Here is a 17,654-nt window from a genome sequence, read left to right on the forward strand (position 1 = left end):
CCATCGGCCGCTCAGGGACCTGTTCGGGAAGGCGATGCCGCGGCGGCACGCAGCGGACGCGCGACGAGGAGCGTGCGGCTCAGCCGCACGCTGCCCGCAAGCTCTACCTTGAACAGGGCTTCGAAGGTGGCCGACGATCCCACCTTGCGCCTGAGCTGTCGCATCTGCGGGATATCACGGACCAGATCGGCCATGGCGCGCACGCCGCCGTCGCCGACGCCGGAAATCACCAGGAGGTGCCGGCCCGATGGACCGGTAATGCTGGCGATATAGCCGTAATCCTCACGGGATTCCTGGCCAGCGGCCTGTTGGCGAACCTGCTGGACGCGCAAGGCATAGCGGTGTCCTGACGCGCGATCGCTCAATTGCGTGCCGGTCGTGTCGAGCGAAAAGCCCGAGGCCCGGTCGATCGGCGCGGCCAGCAGACCCAGTGTGGCCAGCGGGCCGACATAAACGATGTCGTTGGTCTCAAGCATCTGCGCCGTCACCCGCGACGAGGGGATCAGCCGTGCCGGGGCGGCGCCGCCATTGCCGCCTCCGAGCGATGGCAGCAGGCTCCAGGTCGCGATGGCGGTTCCGACCGGCGTATAGCGCAGGTTGAGATCGTACAGCCGGTAGAAGGCATCGGGATGCGTCGTCAGATAGGTGCCGAAATCATCCCGTGAACGGATGTCGGGTTCTAGGACGATCTGTTTGATATCCTTCTGGTTTTCGGTTTCCGCCAGCATGTAGGAATCGCCGATCACCACCAATGGCGTGCTGCCGGGCGGAAGTTCGGCCCAGAAACTGCTGCGCGAGGAGGGGGGCGCCGCGCGCCAGTTTTCCGACGCGTAGGCCCACCAGACCAGGCCGTTGACGACTGCCACCATCGCGACGACGCCGAGCCATTGCTTATGCTTCGGCGCGCGTTTTTCCGGTGGCGCAGGCCGTGGCGGCACGGGCCTCGGCACGTCACGCGGTGCAGACGGTATGAGGACGATCCGATACTCGCCCTTGGGAATGTCCAGCCGCATGCCGCCGCGGCCAGCATAGAACTCGTCGAGCCGCTTGCGCAATCGGTACATCGTCACACGCACCACCGAGTCGGGTGCGTCGATCTGCCCCGGATCGCGGCCGAAGATGGCGAGCGCGATCTCCACTTCCTTGGGCGCGCGATCATCGCGCGACCGTTCGACCAGCAGATCGAAGAGCTGGAGGAACACCGGCGATCGGCCGCCGGTGAGGACGGCGCGAAATTTGACGACTTCGGCGGCGAATGTCTGTTCGTCGTCGCTTTGCTGGGGGGCCGAATCCGTCATCGTTCGCCGCGTTCCATCCACGGATCGGGAGGGGGATAGACGGCGATGATGGTCCTTGCCTCTCTATAATCCGCGCTTTTGGCAATCGTACTGCGATCCAACTCGGCCGCAAGACCGAAAAGTCGCGGTTTTCCGCCAATTGTAACTGTTCAGAACTGTTTAAATTGGGCAACAACCCTAACAAAACCGGACGATAGTGTTACGAAACGGCGTCGTTTCCACCCTTGGTGCGAACGACGTTGGCAGCACGCGATTCTGCCACCTCACCTTCCGGCACGGCCGGGAGAATCGAATGAATGCCCCAAAGAGGGCGCCATCAAGCGCTGCCGGTGACTGCCTCCCGGAAGGGGGAGCCGTGCGGCAGCGCGCAAAGGGAGGATTAGGATGATCCATCGTCCGTCGAAGTTTCGTCGTCGATCGCAACGACCGCGCCTGTTGACGAGCGCATTGTTGCCGTGTGTCGTGTGGATGCCGATTGCTGGCCATGCCCAGACGACAACGGCGCAGGCGCCGGCGGAAACGCCGCCGGCCACTGCAGAAGCAGCGCAGGCGACGGCTGCCACCCCGTCGGCACGGTCCCCGGAGGCGGCAAGCGCCGACGATATCGTCGTCACCGCCAACCGCCAGGCCCAGGCAATCAGCCGGGTGCCGGCCAGCATCGTGGCGAAGAGCCAGATCGAACTCGACAAGCAGGGCGTTCGCTCCATCACCGACATTGCGCGGCTGACCCCCGGTGTGACGTTCGGCCAAACCACCGCCGCCTATGGCACCGGCCAGTCGACCATCGCGATCCGCGGCGTCGATTCCAGCTCGGGCATTCCTACCACCGGCGTCTATATCGACGACACGCCCGTCCAGACGCGCACCGGCGTCAGCCCGTCGCTCAGCAACGCTTATCCGCAAGTGTTCGATCTTGATCGCGTGGAAGTGCTGCGCGGCCCGCAAGGCACGTTGTTCGGCAGCGGCTCGGTGGGTGGGGCGGTGCGCTTCATCTCGCCGGGGCCGGATTATGTGTCGACCAGCCTTTATGGCCGCGCCGAGATTGCGGCGACCGAGAATGGCGCGCCAAGCTATGAAGTCGGCCTCGCGGGCGGCACGCCGATCAAGGAGGATCAGATCGGGCTGCGCGCCAGCATCTGGTATCGCCGCGACGGCGGCTATATCGATCGGTTGGATCGCTTCACCCAAAAAGTGACGCAACGCGACATAAACAGCCAGGAAAGCTTTTCCGCGCGGATCGCGCTGGGCGTTAAGGCAACCGAGACGCTGACGATCACGCCGTCGCTGTTCGTGCAGGACATCAAATATGACGATGGCTCGCGCTACGAGCTGGCGACCTCGGACCCGTCCAGGGCGCGCTACAACCTGAGCCTCAACGTGCTGCCGGAATATCGGAAGGATCGCTTCTTCCTGCCCGCGCTGAAGGCGTCGCTCGATCTGGGCAACATGACACTGGTTTCCGACACGTCTTATTTCACGCGGCGGACGCGCTCGGCCAGCGACGATGCGACCTTGAGCCTTGCGATCTATGCGAACATTCCCGATCGGTTCCTGCCGGCCTTTGCTGACTATACTCCGACCACGCTGAACCACACCAAGCAGAAAGCTTTCACCCAGGAGCTGCGCCTCCAGAACGCGAACACCAGTGCGCGGCTCAACTGGATCGTCGGCCTGTTCTACCAGCATTCGAACGTGTACGATCAATATGGCGGGCAGGATCCGCGGCTGCTGGACGTAGTGAATTTCAACCAGATCCAGAACGGCCAGCCGCCCTATGCCTCGCTGGCGGACAATCCGCAGTTCGGCGTGGGGCTGTATCAGGGCAAATATTCCACCTATCAGCGCAACATCCATGTCGACGACCAGAAGGCCGTCTATGCCCAGGCGGATTATGAGGTCGTCCCCCGCCTGAAGCTGACGGCCGGCGCGCGCTACACGATCGCCGATTATCGCTATGATGGCTTCACCGCCGGGCCGCTGTTCGCCACGGCGGGGAAGAGCGACGTGCTCAAGGTGACGAGCCGGACGGTGACGCCGAAATTCGGCGTTTCGTTCCAGGCGGATAGCCATAACCTGTTCTATGCGACCGCAGCCAAGGGCATTCGCGGCCCGGGGGTGTCGCCGGCAGTGGGCATCAGTTGCGCGGCCGATGCCGCGGCGATTGGCTTCAACCCCTCCGTGTCGAATTCAATCAATCCGGACTCGGTATGGAGCTATGAAGCGGGCAGCAAGAACCGCCTGCTTGGCGGCAAGCTGTTGGTCGATGCCTCGGTCTACCGCGTGAAGTGGAAGAACGTGCAGACGCTGCTGGTGCTGCCGATCTGTCAGCAGCAGGTAATGCTGAATCTGGGCGACGCGCAAGTCGACGGGTTCGACTTTGCGTTGACGGTGCGGCCGGTCACCGGCCTCTCGCTCGGCGCGGCGGTCTCCTACGTCAATGCGCGCTACACCACCGACATCCCGGGTGCGGGCGGCACGATCATCCGCCGTGCGGGAGAGCCGCTGCCCGCCGCGCCCTGGTCGGTGCAGCTGAATGGCGAGTATAGCCGTCCGATCGGTTCGAACGAGCTCTATCTGCGGGGCGACTATGCCTATACCAGCCGCAACGATACCCCGCTCGACCTCAGCTCGCCCTTGGTCGATCCGGCACTGCCGCGCGCGCCTTCGACGACGCTGCTCAACCTGCGCTTCGGCGCGCGCTTGAAGACCGCGAAGAGCGACAGCATCGATGTGAGTCTGTTCGTCAACAATGTGACCAACAGCCATCCGGTGCTGGCGCTGTACCACGACACGCTGGCATCGACCCGCTTCCGCGCCGGCACTTTTCGACCGCGCACCATCGGATTGACGGCGACCTTCCGCCGCTAGCCGTACGAGGGGAGCGAAGACCGCGCCGGGCCGAGAGTCCGGCGCGGTCTTCTGCGGCGGTCGGCGACTGCCTACTGGCGTCAGCCGAAGGCGAGATCGATCCGCTGGGCGTTGCAGGCGAAGCGCGGCATGTAGCGGTGGATGAAGTCGACCTCGACGGCGGTCCTGGCCTGCGGAGTCGCGGCCTGCCCCAGCGCGGCCTGCATCAGCGCCTCGTCGCGTCCGAAGGCGCGAATGCCGTTCAGGTCCGCCCAGAGGATCCATAGCGAGCGCCCATCCGGTGCGATCCAGCCCGGCGCAATCTGCGGCGCATAGGCGCGCGCCTCGGCGTCACCGCCCGGCGTCCAGGCAGTGTCTTCATGCACCTGCCGCCAGGGCCCCCAGGGCGTAGCGCTTACCCAGAAGCCGAAATAGCTGGGCTTGCCGAATTCGGTGCCGTCGGGCGCGCAGCCGATGCCGGCGCTCGTCATCATGTACAGGCCAAGTGCCTGGTTAAAGACCACGCTGGGCAACCAGGATTCGATCACGAGGTCGCCCGGAAACAGGTTTGCCCGGTTGACCCATCCGCGCGGGAAGCGATGGACCACCGCCCGGTCGGCGATGGCGGGGCTCCATTCGGCACTGCCGCCCCGCCGGTGCCCGGCGAAGAAGCGATAGGCGCTGCGATCGAGCAGACGCGTCGTCGGCACGCGGGCGAGCACCAGTTCGTTCATCCGCCCGTCCACACTGCCGTTGACGCTGTAGAGATAGACGAAGCCGTCGCGATTGGCCGCATAGCCGGGCCCCATCTGAACGATCGACAGCAGCGAGAAACAGCCGTCCGGCTCCTCGAAAAAGGCTAGGCGCGCGCGGGACTGTTCGCGCCAGTCCTCCCAGCGCACGGGCGCGGAGCCATCCTGATTGTACCAGCGGCGGCCGCCATCGGGTGAATGGATCAGCTTGGTGCCGGTCCAGTGGCGCGGGCGATCGGCGGCGCGATCGAGCGTGCTGAGAAATTGATAGAGATGGTTGCCGATCGCGACCAGGCCATGGCCGTAATAGGAGGGCGCATCCTCGGCCCGGGCGGCGCGATCGAGCAGGGGATAGCCGGATAGCTCGCGGAATTGCGGTGCCGTGGGTTCCCCCGCGATCGTCCAGAGCCGGCTGACATAGAATGTCTTCGCCGGCTGCGCCCAGCCGGGGCCATCGTTCACGCCGACATATTGGACGCCATTGGCGGCTACGGTGGCCTTGTAGCCATCGCCGATCCCGCCCAGACGCAGAAGCTGGTCGTCGCGCGCGACGATTCCGAGCATGCGGCGAGGCGCAGCGATCGCAGGAGGGCGGGCGGGCATGGCAATGCTCGCCGCCGCGAGGGCTGCACATTGCAGAAGATCGCGACGGCTGGGCATCTTGCCATTCCTGTCCGGAGGGTGGGGTGGGATCAGTGCTTGCCCGGCTGCTTCTTTGCAGGCGCGGGCTTTTCGTTCGGTTTTGGCGCAGCGGCGGCCGTGTCGGGCTTCTCGGCCTCTGTCTTCATCGAAACGGTGCCGTCTGCGTTCACCTTGAACAGCGGATCGACCCTGTCGCAGATATATTCGACGATCTCATATTCGTCGTTCCGCTTGTAGCCATAAGTGAAGGTATAGGGCTCCGCGAGCATCACCGGATCGGTGATGGTGATCTTGTCCTCCAGCATCCCCGGTGCGGTCAGCCGGATCCGTTCGGTGATTTCCATCTGCTTGCTGTGCGGAATTTCGAAGAACTCGGTGTCCTCGCGCACGCCGCGCGTGGTGACGACCAGCGTGTCGCCTTGCCATTTGCCGACCGAATAGCCGTAATAAGAGGGCGAGACTTCCTCGAAGGGCGGCATCGGCTTGTTGAACTTGATGCGGCGGGTCTGGGTGAGGAACTCTGCCAAAACCGTCACTTGGCCGGGCGTCTGCAGGATCTGCAGCGGGAAGATCGCGCCCATGATCATCGGCATCCCCTCCGGCGCGCATTGGGTGCTGGGGTCGACCAGGGGCGTGCCGGCCTTCAGCTTGGCATCGCGCTCGGCGCGCTTGGCCTTCCACTGGCTGGCATAGGGCTCCTTCAGCTTGGGGCCGCCTTCAGGAACGGGAAGTTCGATGAAGGTATTCGCGTCTCCGGCGAAAGGATCGGGATAGAGTTCCCAGGTGCCGCTGATGTTGGGTTCCGCCGCGGCTGGAGCGTTGGGCGTGGTGCCGGTCTGGGCGTGCGCGGTGCCCAGCGGCAGGGCGGCAAGGCCGATCAGCGCCCAGCCGGGCGTTCTGGCGAGCTTCATGCATCTTCTCCTCATCGGAATGGCGGCGCAGCCGTATCGCGCAACGGGAGAGGGTGCGGCCTCCCGTGGCGTGGCGCGTCCGCAGGGGGCGAGGGCCATGCCCCCGCCATCGATCACCAGGCGCTCAGTGTTTTGCCGTCGGGCAGCGTCACGGTCTTGAGCATCCCGCCCGGCTTGCCGTTGCGCAGCGGATAATAGGTGATGCCCACCACATCGCCCGGCTTCACCGTGTTCACCTTCCAGCCGGCCCGGGTCATCATGTTGGTGCTGTTGCATTCGAGCGTGAAACGGGTGCTCGTGCCACCATTCTTCACTTCCAACACGACGAAGGAATGCGGGTTGGTCCAGTGAAATTCGCTGATCGTGCCCTTCGCGTTCAGGATCTTGGTCTGATCGAACATCGCGAAGGAATGGTGCGCCAGTGCTGGCGAACTCGCCGCGCCCAGCGCGACCAGGCCGATGCCGAACGTTGCCACTGCTGCCAGAATCGGTAGGTTTCCACGCTTCCTCATCCACTCCACTCCTTGTGTATTTGCTGATGGCACGTCGCGCCGCGCGGTCGCTTTCCGCCGCCGGCGAGTGCAGTGCCAGGAGGAAAGCCTTTCGCTGACATGTGCGGGGCTTCGGCCCGTTCGTGAAGGCGATTACAGTTGCGAAACCGTTACATAGCGCGGCTAGAAGGCATCGGGACGGATGCGCCGGCTGGCCGTAGCGCCGGCGGGCGAGGGCCTGATTCCCCCGCATTGGCTCCCGCAGCAGTGTTTCAGCGCGCCGCGTTGCGGTTACGCAAGAGGCTTGAACCGTTCGCCACTTGCGGCATCGATTGGCGTGCGAAAGGTTCGGAGTTGGGACGATCGCCTCGACCGCGACGCTTACCGGGTGCCGAGCATCGGGCCGCGCCCTCCTTCCTTCAGAACAGGTTTCCGCCATGCCGCATCGCCGATTCGCCGTTTCAGCGCTGTACCTTATTGTTACCGGCGCTTCTTTCGGGAGCGTCGCCCATGCCCAGACAACGCCCCCGCCCGCACCCCGGCCAGCGCCCGACCCGCAGCCGACAAGCGATGCCGATGTGATCGTCTTCGGGCGCGGCGAGGCGAAGATCGGCACCGCGCAGGCGGCGAGCGAGGGCACGGTGGCGGGATCGGACCTGCTGATCCGCCCGCTGCTGCGCGTCGCTGAACTGCTGGAGGCGGTGCCTGGCATGATCGCGGCGCAGCATTCCGGCAGCGGCAAGGCGAACCAGTATTTCCTGCGGGGCTTCAACCTCGATCACGGCAGCGATTTCACAACCTATATCGACGATGTGCAGATGAACCTGCGCACCCATGGCCATGGTCAGGGCTATCTCGATCTGAACGGGCTGATCCCGGAAATCGTCGCGCGGGAGGATTATCGCAAGGGGCCGTACCGCGCCGATGGCGGCGACTTCGCAATGGCCGGTGCCGCCTATATGCAGACGATCGCGCGCTACGACCGGCCCTGGATTGCGGTCGAAGGCGGCAGCTATGGCTGGCGGCGGCTCGCGGCCGGCGGCTCGATGAAGCTGGGCGCGGGGGAACTGACGCTGGTCGGCCAGGGCAAGCAGTATGACGGACCCTGGCGGCTGCCCGAGCATCTGCGCCATCTTTCCGGCTTCGCCAAATATGCGGTGCCGACCGGCCTTGGCGCGCTGGAGGTGACGCTGCACGGCTATCGCGGCACCTGGCGGCCTACGGAGCAGATCCCCGAGGCGATCATCGGGACGTCGATCTGCCCCGATCGCTATTGCGCGCCCGATCCCAGCGCACGCGGGCAGACGACGCGCTTTGTCGGCAATGTCCGGTTGCAGGGGGACAGCTACCGCCTGAATGCCTATGGCCAATATTATGACTGGTCGATGTACTCCAACCCGACCTTCGCCAAGCTCGACCCCAACGCACCGGATTACGCCCAGAGCGCGCAGATCTTCCAGTTCGACAAACGCTGGATCTTCGGACTGAAGGGAGAAAAGACGTGGCAACTCGAAGATACGTTGCACGTCGTCGCCGGTACCGAAAACCGCTTCGACGACATTGCCAATGTCGGCGTCTATCGCACTGATGTTCGCAGGTTCGTGGCGAGCTTGGGCGCCTATCGGGTTCGGGAAGCATCGGCGGCGGGCTATGGCGAGCTGATCTGGAAGCCGATGCGCGGTCTGCGCCTAAGCGGGGGGCTGCGCGGGGATTACTATGCCTATGATGTACATGCCCGCGACGCACCCGCCCAGGCGCTGGGCCAGGGTAGCGGCGATCAGGCGATCCTCTCGCCCAAGGCCGGCATCGCCTATGAAGTCGCTCCCTTCCTGGAGGTCTATGGCAACTGGGGCCGCGGCTTCCATTCGAACGATGTGCGCGGGGCGGTTTCCGAGGCGCGGGTGCCCGTGCTGTCGCGCGGCAGCGGCAAGGAAGTGGGCGCGCGGTTCCAGCGGCCGCATTTCAGCCTGACCGCCACCTATTGGTGGCTCGACCTGCGTAGCGAACTGCGCTTCGTGGGGGATTCGAACACGGTGGAGCCGACCGGGGCATCGCGCCGTCATGGCTATGAACTGGTCGGCTTCTGGCGGCCCTGGTACTGGCTGGCGATCGATGCGAACTATACCGCCAGCCACGCGCGCTATGCGAACGGCGCCTATATTCCCAACGCTTTCGAGAATGCCGCGCAGATTGGCGTTTCCGCCGTTTCCCGCCGGTTCGATGCCAGCATCCGCCTGCGCCATCTCGGCCCCTATCCGCTGCTCGACGATAACAGCGTGCGCGACAAGGGCAGCAGCGTCGTCAACCTGCGCGCCGCCTGGAAGCCGGGACGGGTGCAGGTCTATGCCGAACTGCTCAACCTGTTCGATAGCGGCGACAAGGACATCGCCTATTATTACAAATATTTCGTCCCGGCGGTGATGGCGTCGCCGGCGCAGGGGCGCCTGAGCCGCGTGGTGGAGCCGCGCACGCTGCGGGCGGGCGTGAAGGTAGAATTCTGAGCGGGTGGCGGAGCGGCGTTGGCCCGATGCGATGCGAACCTGGCCCGCACGCATGTCGGGCCGGCGGCGCGCGCGGTCGTGATCGCACGCTGCCCAGGACTTCCGCAGCCTGTTGAGCGCGCCCGATCGCCGCTATCGTGCGCTCAATTTCTGATCCCCCGAACCCCCTTGTGCACCGACGCCTTATATTTTAGGCTTAAAACAAATAGAGGAGGTGCCGATGCGCGTCGTGTGTCTGGGCGGCGGACCTGCCGGGCTGTATTTCGCGATCTCGATGAAGCTGCGCGATCCCTCGCACGAGGTGCTGGTCGTGGAGCGCAACAAAGCCGGGGACACCTTCGGCTGGGGCGTGGTGTTTTCGGACCAGACCCTTACCAACCTGCGCGCCAACGATCCGGTGAGCGCCGCCGCGGTCGAAGCGGAATTCGCGCATTGGGACGATATCGAGGTGGTCGTGGGCGACCATGTCGAGCGCTCCGGCGGGCACGGCTTCATTGGCATCGGGCGCAAGCGGCTGCTCAACATCCTGCAGGACCGCGCCCGCGAACTGGGCGTGCGGCTGGCGTTCGAGACGGACTTCGACGCTGACCTGTCGAAATGGGCCGAGTACGACCTGATCGTCGCCGCGGACGGCGTCAACAGTCGCATCCGCACCGCCTATGAGGAAAAGTTTGACGTCGACATCGACGTGCGCGCCAACAAGTTCATCTGGCTCGGCACGCCGCGCCTGTTCGAAGCGTTCGCGTTCCTGTTCGAGAAGACCGAGGCAGGTTGGATCTGGGCGCACGCCTATCGCTTCGACGAGACGCGCTCCACCTTCATCGTCGAATGTTCGGAGGCGACGTGGCGCGGTCTGGGCTTCGACACGATGGAGCAGGCCGATGCGATCGCCGCCTGCGAGCGCATCTTCGCCCGCCACCTGAACGGCGAGCCGCTGCTGACCAACGCGGCGCATCTGCGCGGCTCGGCGGCGTGGATCAATTTCCGTCGCATCCTGTGCGGCAGATGGTCGTTCGACAATGTCGTGCTGCTGGGCGATGCCGCGCACACCGCCCATTTCTCGATTGGTTCGGGGACGAAGCTGGCGCTCGAGGATGCGATCAAGCTCGCCGAGGTGATGAGCCGGCCGCATGTCGCCAAGGATCGGGCGGGCATGGCCGCCGCCCTTGCCGAATATCGTGACGAGCGGCATCTCGAGGTGCTGAAGATCCAGAATTCGGCGCGCAACTCGACCGAATGGTTCGAAACGCTCGACCGCTATCTCGATTTCGATCCCAAGCAGTTCGCCTACTCGCTGCTCACCCGGTCGCAGCGGGTGAGCCACGAGAATCTGCGCCTGCGCGATCCCGAATGGCTGCGGGGGATCGAGCAATGGTTCGCGGCGCGGGCAGGGGGCGAGGCGGCGGTGCCACCGATGTTCGCGCCTTATCGCCTGTGCGATCTGACGCTGCCCAACCGTATCGTCGTGTCCCCGGTCCTCACCTATGCCACCGGGCCGGACGGCGTGCCGGGCGATTTCCATCTCGTCCATTACGGCGCCCGCGCGCTGGGCGGCGCCGGGCTGATCGTGACCGAGATGACCGCCGTCGCGCCCGAAGGGCGAATCACGCCGGCGTGTCCGGGCCTTTGGAACGATGCGCAGGTAAAGGCATGGCGGCGGATCACCGATTTCGCCCATGCGCAAGGCATGGCCAAGCTGTGCGTCCAGCTTGGCCATGCCGGCCCGCGCGGCGCGACCTTGCCCGGATCGCTTCAGGCCGATCGCCCGCTTCCCGAAGGCGGCTGGCCGCTGCTCGCCGCGTCGGACAAGCCCTATCGCGCCGAAAGCCAGCGGCCCGCCGCGATGACGCGTGCCGACATGGACAAGGTGCGTGACGATTTCGTCGCCGCCGCCGGCCGCGTGGCCGAGGCGGGATTCGACATGATCGAAATACAGGCGGGGCATGGCTTCCTGCTGTCCTCGTTCATCACCCCGCTGCTGAACGCGCGCACCGACGACTATGGCGGCAGCCTGGAAAACCGGCTGCGCTTCCCGCTGGAGGTGGTGCGCGCGGTGCGGGCCGCCTGGGGGGAGGCGCGGCCGCTCGCAGTGCGCATTTCCGCCAATGACTGGGCGGGCGAGGCGGGCGTCACCCCGGCCGAGGCCGTGGAGATCGCGGCGGCGCTGCGCGAAGCGGGCGCGGACCTGATCGACGTGTCGGCAGGCGAGACCGCCCCCCATGCGCGGCCGGTCTATGGCCGGATGTTCCAAACGCCCTTCTCCGACCGCATCCGCAACGAGCTGGACTGCCCGACCATGGCGGTCGGCAACATCTTTGAGGCGGATCACGTCAACAGCATCCTGGCGGCCGGGCGGGCCGATCTCGTGGCCTTGGGACGGCCGCACCTCGCGAATCCCAACTGGACTCTCCACGCCGCGGCTGCCGCGGGGCACCAACTGCAGGTGCTGCCGGTCTATGCTCTGGGGCAAGCGCAGCTTATGCGGACGTTGCAACGCCAGTCGGAGACTGCGTGACGGCGCTCATGGAGATTGATGCTGTTGATGGACCATATTCGCGAGAAGCATGACGGAGCGCTTGCCGGGCAGATGGACATCAAGGTTCTGCTGCGACTCCTGAGTTGTTCGATGACGATCGAGAAGCGGCTGCGGCGCCGCTTCATCGAGCAGTTCGATACCACCCTGCCGCGCTTCGACGTGCTGGCGGCGCTGGAGCGACATCGCGAGGGGATCACCATGGGCGAACTGTCCCGATCGCTGCTGGTGTCGAACGGCAACGTCACCGCGGTGGTGCGGCAGCTGGTGTCCGACGGGCTGGTCCGGAACGACCCCGCGCCGGAAGACCGCCGTCGCTCGATCGTGGCGCTGACGCCGCAGGGGCGCCTGCATTTCGGGGAGTTGGCCGCCGCGCATCACGGGTGGATCCGATCGATGTTCGAGGGCGTGGCCGAAGACAAGCTGGTCGCGCTCTACGATCTGCTGGCGATCCTCAAGCAGTCGCTGGGATCTGAGGGAGAGGATAGCGAATGACGTTCCGTTCGACGCAGCAGGTTCGATTTGCGCATATCGATCACGCGGGCATCGTGTTCTACCCCCGCTATTTCGAAATGCTGAACGCCGCGATGGAGGACTATTTCGCCTATGTCGTCGGCGTCAGTTTCGCCGAGATGCATGGCGAGCGCGGCGTGGGCGTGCCGACGGTCCGGCTGGAAACGGATTTCGTCGCCCCGAGCCGGTTGGGCGACCTGCTCGATTTCCTGATCACGCCGGTGCGGGTCGGTCGCAGCTCGGCCCATGTCTCAATCCAGGTCGAGTGCGGCGGGGAGCTTCGCTTCCGCGCGTCGGTGGTGCTGGTGTGCATGGACCTGAAGGAGAGCCGCGCGGTCGAATGGCCGGCGGACATGCGTCCCATGGCGATCGGTGCCGCGGCCTGACGCCGCGGCGTTCCCGCAATCGATAGGGTCCGACCGAAGGCGAGACGCCCCCGATCCGTCCGGGGTCGAGGGCGATGCGCGCGAGGCTTGAGAGGCGTGGTTACCCCGCCACGACAGGGTGGCGGAGCTTGCCGATGCCGATGACTTCACCTTCGATCACGTCGCCGGGCCAAACCCATTCCTGCGGCGAACGTCCGGCGCCCACGCCTTCGGGCGTGCCGGTGGCGATGATGTCGCCGGGCTCCAGGGTGATGGCCTGGCTGATATCGGCGATCAGTTCATCCACCTTGAACAGCATGTGGCTGGTGTTGTTGCGTTGCTTTTCGACCCCGTTGACGGTCAGCCACAGCTCGAGCGTCTGCGGATCGGGGATTTCGTCTGCCGTGACGATGCACGGACCCATCGGGCAATAGCTGTCCTGCCCCTTGGAGTAGATCCACTGGCCGCCCCGGCGGCAGTCGCGCGCGCTCATGTCGATCAGCGTGGTATAGCCGAAGACATGCTTGAGCGCGTCCGGACGGGTCACGCCCTTTGCGGTCGTGCCGATGATCGCGCCGAGTTCGATCTCCCAGTCGAGCTGCTGCGTGATTTCGGCGCGATGGACGATCGGCTCACCTGGCGCGATCACGCTGGTCGGCGGCTTGGAGAAGATCACCGGCTTCTTGGGCAGGTCGGGCGAGGTATCGAGCGCCGCCGCGCTTTCCGCCACATGGTCGATATAATTGAGGCCGATGCCGAAGACGTTCTTGCGCGGCCGCGGAATCGGCGCGAGCAGCTTGACGTTCGCCAGCGGGCGCGCGCCATCGACCGGCCAGCGACCCTTGGCTTCTTCGAGCAGCAGCTTCAGCTCGGCGACGGCAACCGGGCCCAGATCGATGAAGTCGAGCATGCGCGAGGGCAGCGGCACGCCCGTGCGCGCGCCGAGCTTCTCGACGTCTACGACGAGTCCGTCGACGAGGACGCCCAGACGGCCTTCGGCTTCGACATGGGCGCGATACGTGACAAGACGCATGGAATTCCTTTCAAGAGGGAAGGGCGATCAGGACAGGACCGGCTGGTGACCGCCATTGTCGGCATAGGCTTCCGCCCGGTAGAGATTGAGCGCCCGCATCGCTGGCAGATCGTGGAACGAGAACAGGCAGGCATCCTCGCTGGCGGATCCGTTGACATGTTCGTGCCACATCCAGGAGGGCACGACGAAGATGTCACGCTCCTTCCAGTCGAAGCGTTTGCCGCCGATGATCGAGTGGCCGGCGCCCTTGGCGCACTGGTAAACGAAGCTGCCCACCTCGCGATGGGCCTTGGTATGCTCGCCGGGGCGCAGCAACTGGATCGACGCACCCATGGTCGACATGGGCGGTCCCCCATCGAACGGGTTCACATAGTTCATGTGGATGCCGTCGAACGGCGAGCCGTCGCTAGCGCGCGCATAGCGGAGCAGCGCCTCGTAGGTCGGCTCCCACGCATATTTCAGCAGCGGGGAATAGCGCTTCGACCAGCTTTCGCCGGCAGGGAGAAGCGCGGCGTTGCCCCAGGTCGCGGCGGAATCATCTACCGGGTAGCCCACTGCCTGGTTCAGGTCCGGATGGACCTCGTAGAAATTGGCTTCCAGCGCGTTCATCAGCGGGATGTCGAGCCCGTCCTGCCAGATGCACACCGTGCCATCCTCCGACACGCCATGTTCGTGCCAGGTGCCGTTCGGCGTCAGGACGAAGTCGTTGCGGCCCAGCGTCACCTTGTGGCCGTCGACATTGGTGAACGCGCCCGCGCCCTCCATGATGAAGCGTAGCGCTGATGCAGAGTGGCGATGGGCGGAGGCGAGTTCTCCCGGTCCCATCACCTGCAAGCCGGTATAAAGCCAGCCCACGGCTGCCGAAACATCGCGCCGACCGGGATTGGCGAGGTAGACGACGCGACGCCCCGCCTTTTCGGGACTGACCAGTTCGAGCGCCCGCAGAACATGGCTACGAAGGCGGTCATATTGCCACACCACAGGCACGGAATCGGACTTGGGCTCCCACGGTTCGATCTTGTTGGCGACCGTCCAGAGCGCCCCGGCATGCTGCCGTTCGAGATCGTGATAAAAATCAACCAGTTCCGCCGTGTCGCGGACATTCGCGCGGCCGGCGACATCCTCGCGGTACGCGTCGTAGCTTTCCGTCGCCATGCCCGTTCTCCTCGCCCCCTGCAATTAGTTCAGGCTTAAAATATATTGTCAGCGGTTGTCAATCGGGCTAGGGGAAAGCGCGCATCTGCAAGGATATCGCCATGCTGAACCTCCCCCGCTTCAAGGCGGCCGCCGTGCAGGCCGCGCCCGTGTTCCTCGATGCCGCGGCGACAGTGGACAAGGTCGTAAGCCTGATCCGCGAGGCGGCTGCGAACGGTGCCGAACTGGTCGCTTTTCCCGAGGTGTTCGTCGCCGGCTACCCCTATTGGAGCTGGATCACCGATCCGGTGGCGGGCAGCCCGTGGTTCGAGAAGCTGGTCCGCGCCTCGATCCTGATGCCGGGGCCGGAGATTGACCGGATCTGCACCGCCGCGCGCGAGGTGGGGGTGCATGTCGTCGTTGGGGTGAACGAGCGCAGCCCCGTGTCGGTCGGCACACTCTACAACACCTTGGTGTTCATCGGTCCCGACGGCACGGTCCTCGGCAAGCATCGTAAGCTGGTGCCTACCTGGGCGGAGAAGATGACCTGGGCCCATGGCGACGGATCGACGCTGAAGGTCTATAACACCGCGATCGGGCCGCTCGGCGGGCTCGCATGCGGCGAGAACACCAACACGCTCGCGCGGTTCAGTCTTCTCGCGCAAGGCGAGCTCGTGCATGTCGCCAGCTACATTGCCCTGCCGGTGGCGCCCCCCGATTACGACATGGCCGAGGCGATCAAGGTCCGCGCGGCGGCGCACAGCTTCGAGGGCAAACTGTTCACCATCGTTTCGTGCTCGACCGTTTCAGAAGAGATCATCACCGCGATGGAAACGCTCGTCCACGACGCTCGTTCGCGGCTCGAACGCAAGAACAGCGCCTTTTCCGGCATTCTGGGCCCCGATGGGCGAACTGTCGGTGCACCGCTGATCGACGAGGAAGGCATCGTCTATGCCGATATCGACTTGTCTCGCTGCATCCAGCCCAAGCAGATGCACGACATCATCGGCCATTATAACCGTTTCGACGTGTTCGATCTTCGCGTGAACGCCGTGCCGCAACAGCCCGTCCGGATTGAGACGGCGCCGCTGCCCTCGATCGAGCCCGAGCCGGCCGACGACGCCCAATCCTGATCTCCAGAACCAGTCCCGAGAGGATGAACATGACTGCTCGCAGCTATCGCATCGGCCAGATCGTGCCGTCATCGAACACGACCATGGAAACGGAAATTCCCGCGATGCTGCGCGCCCGGGAGAGCGTGTTGCCGGAGCGCTTCACCTTCCATTCCAGCCGGATGCGGATGAAGAAGGTAGTCAAGGAAGAGCTGGAAGCGATGGACCGCGACAGCGACCGCTGCGCCATCGAGCTCTCCGATGCGCGGGTCGATGTGCTGGGCTATGCCTGTCTAGTCGCGATCATGAGCATGGGGCCGGGCTATCACCGCGAGTCCGAGCAACGGCTCCATGCCCGCACGGTGGAGAACAACGCCGCTGCGCCGGTGGTGACGAGCGCGGGTGCGCTGGTCGATGGCCTAAAGCGCTTGGGCGCGAAGAAGATTTCGGTGATCTGTCCCTATATGAAGCCGCTGACCCAGCTGGTCGTCGACTATATCGAGAATGAGGGGATCACGGTGCACGATTTCACTGCCCTGGAAATTCCCGACAATCTGGAAGTCGGGCGGCACGATCCGGAGCGGCTGCTGGAAATCTACAAGAGCGTCGATCGGACCGGCATCGATGCGTTCGTCGCATCGGCCTGTGTGCAGATGCCGTCGCTGCCAATCATCCAGCGGCTGGAAGATGCGATCGGCATTCCGGTGGTATCGGCGGCGGTTTGCACCACCCACCAGATGCTCCATCGCCTGGGGCTGGAGCGGCGCGTGCCCAATGCCGGAGCGCTGCTCGGCGGCGGCTACTGACGAAAGCGTCGTGCTTGTATTCCCACCGGATCCTGTATGGCTTGTTCAAATATTCCGGATCCTCGATCGTCACATCCAGCCGCAGCGATAAGCGGCTGAATTTCGGTGCGCAACCGGCTGCCGGTTTCGAGCTGGAGGAGTATCTGGACGACGGATCGCCGCAACGCCTGCCGCGCGGGGTGGTGAGCCGTCCGCGCCAGATTGGCGTGCAATCGCGGTTGGCGGGGTCTCTCGCCTTGTTTCGCCAAGCCCCGCGAAAAACGGGCCACGAATCGGCGGACCACGAACCCCGCAGGAGTCGTGGCCCACCATGCTAACCGTCGTCGAAAATCCGTGCGCTGAAGCCCCGCGATCGCCCGTTCAAGGTGTCGGACGGCGACGGCCTGTATCTACTCTTGCCGCCAGGACTGCCGACGCCTCACCACGCGCTAGGACCGCATTGCCGCCATCTTCCCGTCCCAGCCCTAGTTTCGATTTTGGTAGGTCCGATTATTATCGATCCCGAGGATCTGCAGAAGGGAGCTGGAGGCGGTCTGAAGACTTGCCAGCTCTATCGTGTCAGAAGGGGTAACGCGCGGGAGAGGAGGTTGCCGTCATCCACTGCCACTGGGTGATGTGGACTCACATTCGAAGTGCAAGGGATGTTGCGCCCATGCCTCGGCGGGTGTTCTGAAGTCGAGGCATTTGCGGGGCGTGTTGTTGTATCTGGCGGCGAT

13 protein-coding genes and 1 pseudogene are annotated in these 17,654 nt (G+C 64.8%); 7 read left to right on the forward strand and 7 right to left on the reverse strand.

Translation table 11 applies throughout. The features are described from left to right. Positions 1–11: 11 nt before the first annotated feature. Positions 12–1,298 carry a hypothetical protein gene (locus ACT53K_RS17445; RefSeq protein ID WP_476229990.1) on the reverse strand — a complete coding sequence of 429 codons (1,287 nt, stop codon included), beginning with the start codon at positions 1,296–1,298 and terminating at the stop codon, positions 12–14. A gap of 384 nt (positions 1,299–1,682) precedes the next feature. Between ACT53K_RS17445 and ACT53K_RS17450 the strand changes: the two genes are divergently transcribed. Continuing rightward, on the forward strand, positions 1,683–4,166 hold the full coding sequence (locus ACT53K_RS17450) for a TonB-dependent receptor (protein ID WP_476229991.1): 2,484 nt from the start codon (positions 1,683–1,685) through the stop codon (positions 4,164–4,166). A gap of 80 nt (positions 4,167–4,246) precedes the next feature. Here ACT53K_RS17450 and ACT53K_RS17455 read toward each other — a convergent pair whose 3' ends face one another. The 3 genes from ACT53K_RS17455 to ACT53K_RS17465 all read right to left on the reverse strand — a co-directional run bounded on the left by ACT53K_RS17455 (position 4,247) and on the right by ACT53K_RS17465 (position 6,962). Next, the gene (locus ACT53K_RS17455) at positions 4,247–5,557 is read right to left on the reverse strand and encodes a DUF4185 domain-containing protein (RefSeq protein ID WP_476229992.1); all 1,311 of its coding nucleotides are present in this window, start codon (positions 5,555–5,557) and stop codon (positions 4,247–4,249) included. A gap of 32 nt (positions 5,558–5,589) precedes the next feature. Further along, complete coding sequence (locus ACT53K_RS17460; RefSeq protein ID WP_476229993.1) at positions 5,590–6,450, reverse strand: hypothetical protein; 861 nt, start codon at positions 6,448–6,450, stop codon at positions 5,590–5,592. A 113-nt stretch (positions 6,451–6,563) separates the two neighbouring features. Then, positions 6,564–6,962: a DUF6152 family protein gene (locus tag ACT53K_RS17465; protein WP_476229994.1), complete on the reverse strand. Its 399-nt coding sequence runs from the start codon at positions 6,960–6,962 to the stop codon at positions 6,564–6,566. A 416-nt stretch (positions 6,963–7,378) separates the two neighbouring features. Here ACT53K_RS17465 and ACT53K_RS17470 point away from each other — a divergent pair, with 416 nt between their 5' ends. From ACT53K_RS17470 to ACT53K_RS17485, 4 genes are all read left to right on the forward strand, one after another. Then, entirely contained in the window at positions 7,379–9,442 is a 2,064-nt protein-coding gene (locus tag ACT53K_RS17470) for a TonB-dependent receptor (RefSeq protein WP_476229995.1), read from the forward strand. Between the two features lie 220 nt (positions 9,443–9,662). Then, the gene (locus ACT53K_RS17475; RefSeq protein ID WP_476229996.1) at positions 9,663–11,957 is read left to right on the forward strand and encodes a bifunctional salicylyl-CoA 5-hydroxylase/oxidoreductase; all 2,295 of its coding nucleotides are present in this window, start codon (positions 9,663–9,665) and stop codon (positions 11,955–11,957) included. Positions 11,958–11,975: 18 nt separating this feature from the next. Beyond that, positions 11,976–12,470 (forward strand): MarR family winged helix-turn-helix transcriptional regulator, encoded by a 495-nt coding sequence (locus tag ACT53K_RS17480; protein ID WP_476229997.1) that lies wholly within the window; start codon positions 11,976–11,978, stop codon positions 12,468–12,470. Continuing rightward, on the forward strand, positions 12,467–12,874 hold the full coding sequence (locus ACT53K_RS17485) for an acyl-CoA thioesterase (RefSeq protein ID WP_476229998.1): 408 nt from the start codon (positions 12,467–12,469) through the stop codon (positions 12,872–12,874). Before ACT53K_RS17480 ends, ACT53K_RS17485 begins: the two co-directional genes overlap by 4 nt. A 100-nt stretch (positions 12,875–12,974) precedes the next feature. Here ACT53K_RS17485 and ACT53K_RS17490 read toward each other — a convergent pair whose 3' ends face one another. Both ACT53K_RS17490 and ACT53K_RS17495 read right to left on the reverse strand, forming a co-directional pair. Then, complete coding sequence (locus tag ACT53K_RS17490) at positions 12,975–13,886, reverse strand: fumarylacetoacetate hydrolase family protein (protein ID WP_476229999.1); 912 nt, start codon at positions 13,884–13,886, stop codon at positions 12,975–12,977. A 27-nt stretch (positions 13,887–13,913) separates the two neighbouring features. Next, on the reverse strand, positions 13,914–15,041 hold the full coding sequence (locus ACT53K_RS17495) for a cupin domain-containing protein (RefSeq protein ID WP_476230001.1): 1,128 nt from the start codon (positions 15,039–15,041) through the stop codon (positions 13,914–13,916). A 101-nt stretch (positions 15,042–15,142) separates the two neighbouring features. Between ACT53K_RS17495 and ACT53K_RS17500 the strand changes: the two genes are divergently transcribed. After that, positions 15,143–16,153: a carbon-nitrogen hydrolase family protein gene (locus ACT53K_RS17500; protein ID WP_476230003.1), complete on the forward strand. Its 1,011-nt coding sequence runs from the start codon at positions 15,143–15,145 to the stop codon at positions 16,151–16,153. A gap of 29 nt (positions 16,154–16,182) precedes the next feature. After that, positions 16,183–16,938, forward strand: a complete 756-nt coding sequence (locus tag ACT53K_RS17505) for a maleate cis-trans isomerase family protein (RefSeq protein ID WP_476230005.1) — start codon at positions 16,183–16,185, stop codon at positions 16,936–16,938. 593 nt (positions 16,939–17,531) lie between these two features. On the opposite strand, the pseudogene ACT53K_RS17510 reads toward ACT53K_RS17505, so the two are convergent. Continuing rightward, a pseudogene (locus ACT53K_RS17510) lies at positions 17,532–17,654 on the reverse strand (IS30 family transposase); the annotation flags it as partial.

This window comes from Sphingomonas sp. DMC8 (genome assembly GCF_056314185.1).